The following is a 13807-nucleotide window of genomic DNA, read 5'->3' on the forward strand; positions in this document are numbered from 1 at the left end:
GCATGCGTTGTCGGATCCGGCCAATCCGGCGGCCTGGTTTTGTGCGGTTCGGTCAACCCCGCGGGTCGGCGACGGCCAATTCGATGATCATCGCCAGCCGTTTGGCAGGCAGGTCGAGCCGCAACGGGGTCACCGCGGCCATCTTCCGCAACCGGTAACGGACCGTGTTCGGATGCACACCCAGCCGTTCCGCGGCCTCGGTCAGCTCGCCCTGGGTTTCCAGCCACGCGCGCAGCGTCGCGACGTAGCTGGTGGCGTTCGCCGCGTCGTGCCGGGCGAGGTCGGCGATCGGCCCGCGGGCCGGGGCCCGGCCCGCGGCCGCGGCGGCACGCAGCCGCAGGATCAGGATGTCGTCCCAGGACTCGTCGTAGGCGAGGGTCGCGCCCGGCTCCGGGCGAATGTCGTGCAGCGCGAGGCATTCGTCGGATTCCCGGCGGCTGGCCGGCAGTTCCGCGGTCGTGGCGGCCCCGCCGATCCCGGCCGCGACGGTGACCTGCGCGGGCAGCGCGGCCCGGATGCCGTCGAGCCACGCACGGGCGATCGCCACGTCCTCGCCGGGCAGGATGGTGTAGACGGTGTTGCTGAACAGCGTGCTCCGGCCCGGCCGCGACCAGCCGAACCCGGTGGTCGCGCGTTCGAAGGCGAGCAACAGCGCGGCGTGCCGCTCCTGCGCGATGTGTGCTTGGAGCGCGAGCACCCGGAACCGCCCCGGCGGCAGGCCGAGCCTGCTCAGCACCGCCGCCGCGTCCGGGGTGCCTTCCAGCAGCCTGATCACCAGGTCCGACTCGACCTGCCGTTCGAGGTCGGCGCTCGCCCGCGAGCGCAGCAGGTGCAGCCCGACCGTGCGGGAACTGTCGTGCAGGACCGCGCTCCGCACCTCTGACAGCGGGGCCGGGCACTCCGCCCAGATCGAGCCGAGCGTCTGGTGCCCGGCCCGGACCGCGACGACCATCCGCCCGGTCAGCCCGTGCTCGGGCGCGGCCTCGACGAACAGCGGTTCGTCGGACTCGGCGAGGTGCGCGAACACGCCACGCCGCTCGAACAACTCCCGGGCCGGCTCCGGCACCCGCCTGCCCAGGATCGTCTCCAGCCGCACCCGGTCCGCGCCCTGCTGACGGCTGGAATACGCGAGCACGCGGGAAAGCTGGTCCTCGATGGTGACCGCGCTGCCCAGCGCGTCGGCCAGGCTGTCGGCCAGCGCGAACAGGTCGGTCGGGCCACGGCCGGATTCCGTCTCGCGCCCTTCGAGCACCAGTCCGTAGACCACCCCGGCGAGCTGTCCCCACGACACTTCCGGATCCACCAGCAGCACCGCGACCAGGCCGTCCTCGGCCCGCTCCACCGCGTCCGGCCCGGGCGGCGCCGACCCACGCACCAGTACGACCGACGCCCTCGCCGCAGCCGCCCGCTCGACGGCTTCGAGCACCGACTCTGCCCCCACCGCGAGGTAGACGTCGCCCCGCGACCGCCGCGGATCAGCGGGATCGTCCATCACCACGTCGCGCAACGCCACTTCCCGCGAGACCGGGCAGCAGCACAACCACGCGCCGTACCCACCGAGGACGTTGACGAGCCGATCCAGCGTGACCATGCCCAGTTCATACCCGAAGGGGTGCCCGGGTCGCTCCTGGACCGGTTCGCCCCGGGTTCGTCGTTTCCAGCCGGAACGACTTCCGCGATCCGGAATCATTCCGTATCGATCGGGCATCCGCCGATCGGCGATCCCGGGCTTCGGCTCCCCCGGGTGAGCGTCACTCCGCCGAGGAGATCCCGTTGCGGAATCCGGCTCCGGCCGGAAGGCTGGGGCAGCGAGGGAGGCTGCGTCGTGAACGGCCGGAACCCGTGGCAGCGGTTCCCGTCCGGGGCGCCCGGCCGCCGCGGGGATGGCGTTTCGGTTCGCGTTCATCGGATGAATCCGAAGCGATATCACGAGGATCGGTGATTCGACGTGCGCCTCGAAAGCAGAACAGTTCTCGTCCCGCGGGCGCGGTGTTCGGCGGAGATCGAGGACCGGCGGCTGGCGGATTGCGCCCGCACCGGCGACGTGGACGCGTTCGGTGAGCTGGTGCACCGCTACTGCGGGGTGATCTTCTGCCTGATCCGCCGCCGCGTGGGTGATCCCGCCGAAGCCGAGCGCCGGACGATAGAGGTCTTCTGCGCGACCTGGCGCGAGCTGCAGCATCCGGAGCACGCGCAGCGGCGGTTCCTCGGCATGCTCAGCCGCGCGGTGACCGTGAACCTGGCCCAGCAGCGCGCTCAGCCTTGAAGGCTGTGAAGGGGCCCTTCACGGACTCTGAGTCCGTGAAGGGCCCCTTCACAGCGCCACGCTCGGGAGCCGCCGGGTAGGGTCACCGGCGAGCGAGGAGGGTGCCTTGACAGCCGACACCGCAGTCGTCACCGGCGCGGGGTCCGGGCTCGGACGGTGTATCGCCCGCGCTCTGCTCACCGCCGGCTACCGGGTCGCTCTGGCGGGGCGGCGCGCGGACGCGCTCGCCGAGACCGCCGGCGACGAGCCGCACGCGCTGGTGGTGCCCACCGACGTCGCCGACCCGGAATCCGTGGCCGCGCTCTTCACCACGGTCCGCTCCGCCTGGGGACGGCTGGACCTGCTGGTGAACAACGCCGGCATCTCACTCGGCGGCACGGTCGCCGACCTGTCCGTGGCGGACTGGCGCCGCACCGTGGACACCAACCTCACCGGCATGTTCCTGTGCGCGCAACAGGCCGTACGCCTGATGCGCGAGCAGGACCCGTGCGGTGGGCGGATCATCAACAACGGCTCTGTCTCCTCGCACGTCCCGCGCCCGGCCGGCGTCGCCTACACCGCGACCAAGCACGCCGTCACCGGGCTCACCCGCTCGATCTCGCTCGACGGCCGCGCCTGGAATGTCGCATGTGGACAGATCGACATCGGCAACGCGGCCACCGAGATGACCGAGCGGATGGCCGAGGGCGTCCCCCAGCCGGACGGCCGGGTGATCGCGGAGCCGACCTTCGACCCCGGCCACGTCGCGGACGCCGTGCTGTACATGGCCGGGCTCCCGCTGGACGCGAACGTCCAGTTCCTCACCATCACGGCGACCACGATGCGGTTCATCGGCCGGGGCTGACCTGGGGGCGACGCGGGGGGTCACGGTGCCTGGTGCCGCGAAGACACCGTGACCGCGAACGTTTCCGCTGCTGGACGAACCTCCACGAAGGAACCCGCGCTGGAACCGCCATCGAGCAGCGTCCCGCCGCCTCAGGGCGCGAGCAACGGCAGCAGCGGCTTCCGCACCGCAGTCGCCACCCCGTCCGACGCCGCCGCGGCCGCGACCCGCTCGTCCGACGGCGTGCCGTAGGACGTCGTGCGCTGCCGCAGCGGACGGCCGAGCGGCTCGACCATCGCCCGCATGTCACTGATCGTCTTGTACGAACCGTTCGCCGCGCCCGCCATCCGGCTGATCGTCTCCTCCATCAGCGTGCCGCCGATGTCGTTGACGCCGCCCTGCAGCACCGCCCGGCTGCCCTCCTCGCCGAGCTTCACCCAGGAACTCTGGATGTTGTCGATCGTGCCGTGCAGCAGTAGCCGCGCCAGCGCGTGCACAGCGCGGTTCTCCCGCATCGTCGCGCCCGCCCGCGCCAGCCCGGCCAGATAGATCGGTGCGTTCTGGTGAATGAACGGCAGCAGCACGAACTCGCTGAAGCCGCGTTTTCCGTGCCGCTCCAGGCCTTCCCGCTGCAGCCGCGCGAGCAGCTTCAGGTGCCCGACCCAGTGCGCCGGATTGTCCACATGCCCGTACATCATGGTGGACGTGGTCGGCAGCCCGATCTCGTGCGCGGTGGTGACCACTTCGATCCACGCCGAGGTGGGCAGCTTGCCCTTGGTGAGCACCCACCGCACGTCGTCGTCGAGGATCTCCGCCGCGGTGCCCGGCAGCGAGTCCACTCCGGACTCCTTCGCCCGCACCAGCCAGTCGCGAATGGACAGATTCGTCCGCGAGGCGCCGTTCACCACCTCCATCGGGCTGAACGAGTGCAGGTGGATGTCCGGCTGCCGTCGTTTCACCTCGGCCGCCAGGTCGAAGTACGCGGTACCGGGCAGATCCGGGTGGATCCCGCCCTGCATGCAGATCTCGGTCGCGCCCGCGGCCCACGCCTCGTCCACCCGATCGCCGACCTGCTCCAGCGACAGCGTGAACGCGTCCGCGTCGGTGCGCCGCTGCGCGAACGCGCAGAACCGGCAGCCGGTGTAGCAGACGTTGGTGAAGTTGATGTTCCGCGTGACCACGAACGTCACGTCTTCGCCGTTGACCTCGCGACGCAGGTCATCGGCCAGCCCGGTCAACGCTTCCAGCTCCGGGCCGTCGGCGTGCAGCAACGCCAGGGCCGCATCGTCGGACAGCCCGGCCGGGTCCTTTTCCGCGCTGCGCAAGGCATCCCGGATGTCGGTGTCGAACCGCCGCGGGCCGGACTTGATCTTGCCCGCCAGCTCGTTCCAGTCGCCGTAGACCGAATCGAAGTCACCACGCCGGTCGCCGGTCCGGCCGGTGGTGTCGATCTCGGTGTGCAGATCGGTACGGCCGGACTCCTGCCAGCCGCCGTCCGGCTCCTGCCACGGGATACCGACTGGGACAGCGCCTTCGCGGGCCAGCCCGGTCTCCCCGTCGACCAGCGCGGCGACGTGCCGAGTGATCCGCGGATCCAGCCAGGGCTCGCCGCGCCGGATGTACTCCGGGTAGATGGTCAGCCGTTCCTTCAGCGCGTACCCGGCCTTTTCGGTCTGGCGGGCCAGCTCGTCGATCTGCGGCCAGGCCCGCTCCGGGTTCACGTGGTCCGGCGTGAGCGGCGAAACGCCGCCCCAGTCGTCGATGCCCGCGCGGATCATCAGGTCGTACTGGTCGCCGATCAGGTTCGGCGGCGCCTGGATCCGCATCCGCGGCCCGAGGACCAGCCGCGCCACCGCGATGTTCGCGGCCAGCTCGGCCAGATCGGCATCCGGGGTCGCCCGCATCTTCGTGTCCGGTTTGGCCCGGAAGTTCTGCACGATCACTTCCTGGATCCCGCCGTACTCACGGGCGGTCCTGCGGAGGGCGAACAGCGCCTCCGCACGTTCCGCGTGCGTCTCGCCGATGCCGATCAGCACCCCGGTGGTGAACGGCACCGAACTGCGCCCCGCGTCGTCGAGCACGCGCAGCCGGACCTCGGGATCCTTGTCCGGCGAACCGTAATGCGGGCCGCCCTGCTCGCTCCACAGCCGCCGCGCGGTGGTCTCCAGCATCATGCCCATCGACGGCGCGACCGGCTTGAGCCGCTGGAAATCCTGCCAGGACAACACTCCCGGGTTCAGATGCGGCAGCAGACCGGTCTCCTCCAGCACCCGGATGGCCATCGCGCGGACGTAGGAGAGCGTGTCGTCGTAGCCGTGCGCGTCGAGCCATTCGCGGGCGGCCGTCCACCGGTCCTCCGGCCGGTCGCCGAGCGTGAACAGGGCCTCCTTGCAGCCCATCTCCGCTCCTTTGCGAGCGATGTCGAGCACCTCGTCGGGGGAGAGGAACGGGGATTCGAGCCGCCCCGGCACGGTCACGAACGTGCAGTAGCCGCAGCGGTCACGGCACAACCGGGTCAGCGGGATGAACACCTTGCGGCTGTAGGTGATCACGCCCGCACGGCCGGCTTCCTCGAGCCCGGCGTCCCGGACCCGGGAGGCGTGCTCGGACAGGGTCACGAGGTCTTCGCCACGGGCGTGCAGCAGCACCGTCGTTTCGGCGAGGTCGAGCGTTTTCCCGTCCCGCGCACGAGCGAGCGCGCGGCGCATCGCGGAGGCGGTCGGAGCGGTGGAGTCCGGGTCGGGTTCCATTCCCGCCACGCTAGGACTCGCCCGCGGCCACCGGCCAGTGCGTCGCGCGCCCAGCGCTCACCCATCCGAGTCCGGTGATCATTGACGCAGGTCAGCGCACTGTGCCGGTTGCCACGGACCGCGGGCGCCGGTATTACCTAAAGAGTGGCATCGGTGATCGGGAAACGAATCGGCGGCCGGGTCTACTACTACCTGGCCGAGTCCGCGCGGGTGAACGGGAAACCACGCGTGGTCGGCCAGCGCTACCTCGGCACCGCCGAGGACATCGCGACGGCGATGGCCGGCGGCTCGGCCGAAGCGGCCGGCGCGCGGCACCGGACGTTCGGCGATGTCGCAGCGGTATGGGGCACGTTGCAGCGGCTCGAACTGATCCGCCGCGTCGACGAGGCGGCCGGTGCCCAGCGAGCGAAGCCGACGCTCGGGTTCCACCTCGCGCTGGCCGTGCTGCACCGGGCGACCGCCCCGGGCACCGAGCTCGAACAGTGGTGGTCCGGCTGCGTCGCCCAGGATCTGATCCGCCCGCGCCCGCGGAAGGACACGATCACCGCGGCTAGCCATCATCGCGCGCTCCGGCGGCTCACCCAGGAGCGGATCAGCGACGTCGAAGTGGCCGTCGCCGAGGCCGTCCGGGAGCTGCTCGGCGACGACGGCACCGAAGCACTCGCCGTCGACGTGGCGCAGTTCGCCGCCTTCACCGCTGCGGATTGCACGTCGTCGGCTGGCAAGGACGTCCTCGCCGGGCTCGGCCTGGTCATCACCCGAGACGGCGCCATTCCGCTCGCTTCGCGCGTGTACCGGCGCGACTCGGCGCCCACGTTCGGCGCGCTGGCCGGTGAGCTGGGTGGGCGCTACCCGGATGCCGAGGTCACGCTCGTCTTCCACGCCGGGCAGGCCGCGCAGCTGGACCTCGGCGCGCGCAGCGGATTCGTCGGCTCGCTCCCGCTGGCCGACCACCGGGAGCTACGCGCCCGCACCGATTCGGGGTACCGGCCGGTGGACCCGGAGCGGTTCGCCGGCCTCACCGCGCTGGACACCCGCGCGACCGTGGACGGCGTCCGCCGCCGCGTCATCGTCACCCACTCCGCGACGTTGCACGCCGCGCAGCACCGGGCGTTCACCGACGAACTGAGCACCGCGGTACGCGACCTCGATGGCCTCGCCGCGGCACTGGCGGCGGGCACCCACCGCGGCGACCGGACGCAGGTGCACGCCGAAATCTCCCGGATCATCCGGGGCCGCCGGGTGGAACGGGTGCTCGGCATCACGCTGGAGGGCACCCGTCCCGGCGAGATCCGGCTGTCCCACCGGGTCGACGAAGCCGCCGTCGCCCGGCTCGGCGACGAGTTCTTCGGCAAGCAGGTCCTCGCCACGGACCGGGACTGGCCGGTGGCCGAGGTGGTGACGGCCGCCCGCGCACGCACCCACCTCGAATCGACCTTCCGCTGGCTGACCGGCGTCGCCCCGGCCGGCTACGGGCAGTGGACGCCGCACCGGATCGCCGTGCACACCCTGGTCTCGGTGCTCGCCGCCACGGTCACCCACCTGATGCGGCGTGAGGCCGACCGGGCCGGGATGAACCTGTCCGTGGCCGAACTGCTCGACCAGCTGCGCGGTATCGGCGAAACGGTGCTGCGGCACCGCTCGACCGGCGGGCGCCCGCGCGCCCGCCGGATCCTCTCCGACCGCACCCCTCGGCAGCAGGCGCTGTTCGAGCTGTTCGGCCTGGCCCGGTTCGCGCCCCGCTAGCCCTCGCGGTGGATCTGCAGCGCGGAGAAGCTCTGCACGACCGGCATCAGCTCGATCACGTTGATGTTCACGTGCGCCGGCTGGTTCGCCGCCCAGTACACCGACTCCGCGACGTCGTCCGCGGTCAGCGGGGTGGTGCCGGCGTAAAACCGGTCCGCTTTGTCCCGGTCACCGTCGAACCGGACGGTGGAGAACTCGGTCCCGCCGACCATGCCCGGCTCGACATTGGTCACCCGGACGCCGGTGCCGTGCAGGTCACTGCGCAGGTTGAGGCTGAACTGGTGCACGAACGCCTTGGTCGCCCCGTAGACGTTGCCACCCGGGTAGGGGTAAGTCCCGGCGATCGACCCGATGTTGATCACGTGACCGCGCCCGCGCTCGACCATCCCCGGCAGCAGCGCGCGAGTGAGGTGCACGAGCCCGGTCACGTTGGTCTCGATCATCTGGTCCCAGTCCTCGAGCTCGGCCGCCTGCGCCGGCCCCAGCCCCTTGGCCAGCCCCGCGTTGTTGACCAGCACGTCGACGCTCGCCCAGTCCCCGGGCAGCACGTCCACGGCGCGGGCGACCGACTCCCGGTCCCGCACGTCGAGGGTGAGGGGCAACAGGGCGTCCCCCAGTTCCCGGGCCAGCTCCGCGAGCCGCTCGGAGCTACGCGCCGCCGCGACGACCCGGTCTCCTTCGGCCACGAATCGCCGCGCGATCGCCGCCCCGAATCCGGCACTGGCCCCGGTCACGAACACGGTCTTCATCGAATGAGTCACCGCTCTTCCTCCACCGGCCCGGCCACCCGGCCGGACCACCTGCCCAGTCCCCGGCCGCGCCCCGACTTCGGTCCCGGCCGCCGCGGCCCAGGTTAGGCAGTGCCCCGGACACCGGCCCGCCCTGTCCCGCCTTTTCCGACGTTGACCTGCGGTGATGTGGTTAAGGGACCCCCGTGTTTCGGGGGGTTGTGGGGCGTGTAATGTTCTCCAGGTCGCCAGGGAGACCGGGTGGCTGCGGGACACGAACCAAGCTCTCACCTTGAGGGTGATTGAGTGGGTGTTCTGCTTTGAGACTGCTAGGTATGACTGCTTTGGTTGTGGTTGCCCTTGGTGGGGTTGGCTGTGACTGTGGGTGTGTTGCTTGAGAACTCAACAGTGTGCTAGTGAACTAAGCCAGTAGAGCTTTATGTTTGAAACCCCTCGTTGGGGTTTCCTTTGAGATTACATTTAAGTAGTCTGGATTTGACTCGTTCATTGTTGGAGAGTTTGATCCTGGCTCAGGACGAACGCTGGCGGCGTGCTTAACACATGCAAGTCGAACGCTGAAGCATCTTCGGGTGTGGATGAGTGGCGAACGGGTGAGTAACACGTGGGTAATCTGCCCTGTACTTTGGGATAAGCCTGGGAAACTGGGTCTAATACCGGATATGACTCTTGGGGGCATCTTCGAGAGTGGAAAGTTTCGGCGGTACGGGATGAGCCCGCGGCCTATCAGCTTGTTGGTGGGGTGATGGCCTACCAAGGCGACGACGGGTAGCCGGCCTGAGAGGGTGACCGGCCACACTGGGACTGAGACACGGCCCAGACTCCTACGGGAGGCAGCAGTGGGGAATATTGCACAATGGGCGGAAGCCTGATGCAGCGACGCCGCGTGGGGGATGACGGCCTTCGGGTTGTAAACCTCTTTCGCCAGGGACGAAGCGAGAGTGACGGTACCTGGATAAGAAGCACCGGCTAACTACGTGCCAGCAGCCGCGGTAATACGTAGGGTGCGAGCGTTGTCCGGAATTATTGGGCGTAAAGAGCTCGTAGGCGGTTTGTCGCGTCGGCCGTGAAATCTGGAGGCTTAACCTTCAGCGTGCGGTCGATACGGGCAGACTTGAGTTCGGTAGGGGAGACTGGAATTCCTGGTGTAGCGGTGAAATGCGCAGATATCAGGAGGAACACCGGTGGCGAAGGCGGGTCTCTGGGCCGATACTGACGCTGAGGAGCGAAAGCGTGGGGAGCGAACAGGATTAGATACCCTGGTAGTCCACGCTGTAAACGTTGGGCGCTAGGTGTGGGCGACATTCCACGTTGTCCGTGCCGTAGCTAACGCATTAAGCGCCCCGCCTGGGGAGTACGGCCGCAAGGCTAAAACTCAAAGGAATTGACGGGGGCCCGCACAAGCGGCGGAGCATGTGGATTAATTCGATGCAACGCGAAGAACCTTACCTGGGCTTGACATGCGCCAGACAGCTGCAGAGATGTGGTTTCCCTTGTGGTTGGTGTACAGGTGGTGCATGGCTGTCGTCAGCTCGTGTCGTGAGATGTTGGGTTAAGTCCCGCAACGAGCGCAACCCTTATCCTATGTTGCCAGCGCGTCATGGCGGGGACTCGTGGGAGACTGCCGGGGTCAACTCGGAGGAAGGTGGGGATGACGTCAAGTCATCATGCCCCTTATGTCCAGGGCTTCACACATGCTACAATGGCTGGTACAGAGGGTTGCGATATCGTGAGGTGGAGCGAATCCCTTAAAGCCGGTCTCAGTTCGGATCGCAGTCTGCAACTCGACTGCGTGAAGTCGGAGTCGCTAGTAATCGCAGATCAGCAACGCTGCGGTGAATACGTTCCCGGGCCTTGTACACACCGCCCGTCACGTCATGAAAGTCGGTAACACCCGAAGCCCATGGCCCAACCCCGTAAGGGGAGGGAGTGGTCGAAGGTGGGACTGGCGATTGGGACGAAGTCGTAACAAGGTAGCCGTACCGGAAGGTGCGGCTGGATCACCTCCTTTCTAAGGAGCACAACACATCCCAGCCCACGGGTTGGGGGTGGCCTGAGTTTGGAAGCCGACTGTGTTTCTGCTCGGGTTGCTCAAGGAATTGTGGAACTACTGGTTATCGCCGGTCACGGTGAATGTGTTCGATGTCTAGTACTGCAGGGTTTTCTCTGTGTGGAACGGGTTGGGCGTGTTCGGGTGGTGGGTTGTTCACTGTGCACTGTTGGGTTCTGAGGCAACGCACTGTTGTTTCTGGTGTGGTGTTTGAGAACTGTAGAGTGGATGCGAGCATCTTTGTGGTCAAGTTGTTAAGGGCACATGGTGGATGTCTTGGCTTCAGGAGCCGATGAAGGACGTGGGAGGCTGCGATATGCCTCGGGGAGCTGTCAACCGAGCTGTGATCCGAGGATTTCCGAATGGGGAAACCCAGCACCAGTGATGTGGTGTTACCTGCCGGTGAATATATAGCCGGTGTGGAGGGAACGCGGGGAAGTGAAACATCTCAGTACCCGTAGGAAGAGAAAACAACCGTGATTCCGTGAGTAGTGGCGAGCGAAAGCGGAAGAGGCTAAACCGTTTGCATGTCAAGCTGTCAGGCGTTGTGCAGATGGTGTTGTGGGGCCCGCCTTGAAGATTCTGACAGGTCTTCGGGATGACGCATGCGTTAGTGGAACGCCTTGGGATGGGTGACCGGAGTGGGTGAGAGTCCCGTACGCGAAAACGTGTGTTGTTGTTCTTGGTGGTGTTCCCGAGTAGCAGCGAGCTCGTGGAATTTGCTGTGAATCTGCCGGGACCACCCGGTAAGCCTAAATACTTCCTGGAGACCGATAGCGGACGAGTACCGTGAGGGAAAGATGAAAAGTACCCCGGGAGGGGAGTGAAAGAGTACCTGAAACCGTGTGCCTACAAGCCGTCAGAGCCCTGTCGTGGGGTGATGGCGTGCCTTTTGAAGAATGAGCCTGCGAGTTAGTGCTGCGTGGCGAGGTTAACCCGGGTGGGGTAGCCGTAGCGAAAGCGAGTCTGAAGAGGGCGTTCTAGTCGCGTGGTCTAGACCCGAAGCGGAGTGATCTACCCATGGCCAGGCTGAAGCGCGGGTAAGACCGTGTGGAGGGCCGAACCCACTTAGGTTGAAAACTGAGGGGATGAGCTGTGGGTAGGGGTGAAAGGCCAATCAAACTCCGTGATAGCTGGTTCTCCCCGAAATGCATTTAGGTGCAGCGTCGCATGTTTCACCACGGGGGTAGAGCTACTGGATGGTCTAGGGGCCTTACCGGGTTACCGAAATCAACCAAACTCCGAATACCGTGGTGTGAGAGTGTGGCAGTGAGACGGCGGGGGATAAGCTTCGTCGTCGAGAGGGAAACAGCCCAGAACACCAGCTAAGGCCCCTAAGTGTGTGCTCAGTGGGAAAGGATGTGGGATTGCCCAGACAACCAGGAGGTTGGCTTAGAAGCAGCCATCCTTGAAAGAGTGCGTAATAGCTCACTGGTCAAGTGGTCCTGCGCCGACAATGTAGCGGGGCTTAAGCACACCGCCGAAGCTGTGTCACTCACACGATACATCGGCTCGACTCTTCGGGGTTGTGTCTAGTGGTGTGGGTGGGTAGGGGAGCGTCCTGCATCCGGTGAAGCCGCCGTGGAAACGAGTGGTGGAGGGTGTGGGAGTGAGAATGCAGGCATGAGTAGCGAATGCAGAGTGAGAAACTCTGCCGCCGGATGACCAAGGGTTCCTGGGCCAGGCTAATCCGCCCAGGGTAAGTCGGGACCTAAGGCGAGGCCGACAGGCGTAGTCGATGGACAACGGGTTGATATTCCCGTACCCGAGCATGTGCGCCCATGGCGAGGCGGTTGATACTAACCACCTGAAGCCACGCTGGATGCCCTTCGGGGTGGATGGTGTGTGTGGAGCGTGGGATCTGATTCCGTAGTAGTCAAGCGATGGGGTGACGCAGGAAGGTAGCTCCGCCAGTGAGTGGTTGTACTGGTGTAAGCGTGTAGGCCGTCAGGTAGGCAAATCCGCCTGGCAATGGGCTGAGACGTGATGCGTAGCCGTTTGAGGTGAAGTGGGTGATCCTATGCTGTCGAGAAAAGCCTCTAGTGAGTGCATGCACGGCCCGTACCCCAAACCAACACAGGTGGTCAGGTAGAGAATACTGAGGCGATCGGGTGAACTGTGGTTAAGGAACTCGGCAAAATGCCCCCGTAACTTCGGGAGAAGGGGGGCCAGGCACTGTGATACCCCGTGCGGGTGGAGCGGTGTGTGGCCGCAGAGACCAGCGGAAAGCGACTGTTTACTAAAAACACAGGTCCATGCGAAGTCGCAAGACGATGTATATGGACTGACGCCTGCCCGGTGCTGGAACGTTAAGAGGACCGGTTAACTCCTTTTCGGAGGGGTGAAGCTGAGAATTTAAGCGCCAGTAAACGGCGGTGGTAACTATAACCATCCTAAGGTAGCGAAATTCCTTGTCGGGTAAGTTCCGACCTGCACGAATGGCGTAACGACTTTCCGGCTGTCTCGACCACAGGCCCGGCGAAATTGCATTACGAGTAAAGATGCTCGTTACGCGCGGCAGGACGGAAAGACCCCGGGACCTTTACTATAGTTTGGTATTGGTTTTCGGTTCGGCTTGTGTAGGATAGGTGGGAGACTGTGAGGCTGGCACGCTAGTGTTGGTGGAGTCGTTGTTGAAATACCACTCTGGTCGGATTGGGAATCTGAACCTACGCCCATGATCTGGGTGAGGGACAGTGCCTGATGGGTAGTTTAACTGGGGCGGTTGCCTCCTAAAGGGTAACGGAGGCGCCCAAAGGTTCCCTCAGCCTGGTTGGCAATCAGGTGTTGAGTGCAAGTGCACAAGGGGGCTTGACTGTGAGACTGACAGGTCGAGCAGGGACGAAAGTCGGGACTAGTGATCCGGCACCTCCTGGTGGAAGGGGTGTCGCTCAACGGATAAAAGGTACCCCGGGGATAACAGGCTGATCTTGCCCAAGAGTCCATATCGACGGCATGGTTTGGCACCTCGATGTCGGCTCGTCGCATCCTGGGGCCGGAGTAGGTCCCAAGGGTTGGGCTGTTCGCCCATTAAAGCGGCACGCGAGCTGGGTTTAGAACGTCGTGAGACAGTTCGGTCCCTATCCGCCGCGCGCGTAGGATACTTGAGGAAGGCTGTCCCTAGTACGAGAGGACCGGGACGGACGGACCTCTGGTGTGCCAGTTGTCACGCCAGTGGCATGGCTGGTTGGCTATGTTCGGAAGGGATAACCGCTGAAGGCATCTAAGCGGGAAGCCTGTTCCAAGATGAGGTATCCCACCCCCTGTGGGTTAAGGCCCCCAAGAGACGATTGGGTTGATAGGCCAGAAATGGAAGCACAGTAATGTGTTGTCGAGTTGACTGGTACTAATAGGCCGAGGACTTGCCCACGAAGAGGCTACGCATCCACTCTACGGTTCTGAAACACCACACCAGCATCATCACCG

General features: G+C 65.8%; 6 protein-coding genes and 2 rRNA genes. 5 read left to right on the forward strand and 3 right to left on the reverse strand.

All coding sequences use genetic code 11. The annotated features are described in order from the left end of the window. Window positions 1-52: 52 nt before the first annotated feature. The gene (locus tag ATK36_RS26135; protein WP_098513911.1) at window positions 53-1591 is read right to left on the reverse strand and encodes a PucR family transcriptional regulator; all 1539 of its coding nucleotides are present in this window, start codon (window positions 1589-1591) and stop codon (window positions 53-55) included. Window positions 1592-1948: 357 nt separating this feature from the next. Here ATK36_RS26135 and ATK36_RS26140 point away from each other — a divergent pair, with 357 nt between their 5' ends. Next, window positions 1949-2266: a sigma-70 family RNA polymerase sigma factor gene (locus ATK36_RS26140; RefSeq protein WP_098513912.1), complete on the forward strand. Its 318-nt coding sequence runs from the start codon at window positions 1949-1951 to the stop codon at window positions 2264-2266. A gap of 106 nt (window positions 2267-2372) precedes the next feature. Continuing rightward, the gene (locus tag ATK36_RS26145) at window positions 2373-3110 is read left to right on the forward strand and encodes an SDR family oxidoreductase (protein ID WP_098513913.1); all 738 of its coding nucleotides are present in this window, start codon (window positions 2373-2375) and stop codon (window positions 3108-3110) included. Window positions 3111-3241: 131 nt separating this feature from the next. Here the strand turns inward: ATK36_RS26145 and ATK36_RS26150 are convergent, their stop codons facing one another. Then, a complete protein-coding gene (locus ATK36_RS26150; RefSeq protein WP_387001808.1) occupies window positions 3242-5797 on the reverse strand; it encodes a bifunctional FO biosynthesis protein CofGH in 2556 nt (851 codons plus the stop codon). 186 nt (window positions 5798-5983) lie between these two features. On the opposite strand from ATK36_RS26150, the gene ATK36_RS26155 reads away from it, so the two are divergent. Further along, window positions 5984-7585, forward strand: a complete 1602-nt coding sequence (locus tag ATK36_RS26155) for an IS1634 family transposase (RefSeq protein ID WP_423682930.1) — start codon at window positions 5984-5986, stop codon at window positions 7583-7585. On the opposite strand, the gene ATK36_RS26160 is transcribed toward ATK36_RS26155, so the two are convergent. Beyond that, complete coding sequence (locus tag ATK36_RS26160; protein WP_098513915.1) at window positions 7582-8334, reverse strand: SDR family oxidoreductase; 753 nt, start codon at window positions 8332-8334, stop codon at window positions 7582-7584. The genes ATK36_RS26155 and ATK36_RS26160 overlap by 4 nt on opposite strands. A gap of 486 nt (window positions 8335-8820) precedes the next feature. Between ATK36_RS26160 and ATK36_RS26165 the strand changes: the two genes are divergently transcribed. Both ATK36_RS26165 and ATK36_RS26170 read left to right on the forward strand, forming a co-directional pair. Further along, a 16S ribosomal RNA gene (locus ATK36_RS26165) occupies window positions 8821-10342 on the forward strand. Between the two features lie 283 nt (window positions 10343-10625). After that, window positions 10626-13751 (forward strand): 23S ribosomal RNA (locus ATK36_RS26170). The 16S and 23S rRNA genes sit together here, the layout of an rRNA operon. The last annotated feature ends 56 nt before the right edge of the window (window positions 13752-13807 follow it).

This window comes from Amycolatopsis sulphurea (assembly GCF_002564045.1).
Taxonomy (GTDB): Bacteria; Actinomycetota; Actinomycetes; order Mycobacteriales; family Pseudonocardiaceae; genus Amycolatopsis; species Amycolatopsis sulphurea.

What these genes read in the sequence shown, in the direction of transcription:
- ATK36_RS26135 (WP_098513911.1), bottom strand. Translation starts at nt 1,591, where the DNA reads ATGGTCACGCTGGATCGGCTCGTCAACGTCCTCGGTGGGTACGGCGCG.
- ATK36_RS26150 (WP_387001808.1), bottom strand. Translation starts at nt 5,797, where the DNA reads ATGCGCCGCGCGCTCGCTCGTGCGCGGGACGGGAAAACGCTCGACCTC.
- ATK36_RS26160 (WP_098513915.1), bottom strand. Translation starts at nt 8,334, where the DNA reads ATGAAGACCGTGTTCGTGACCGGGGCCAGTGCCGGATTCGGGGCGGCG.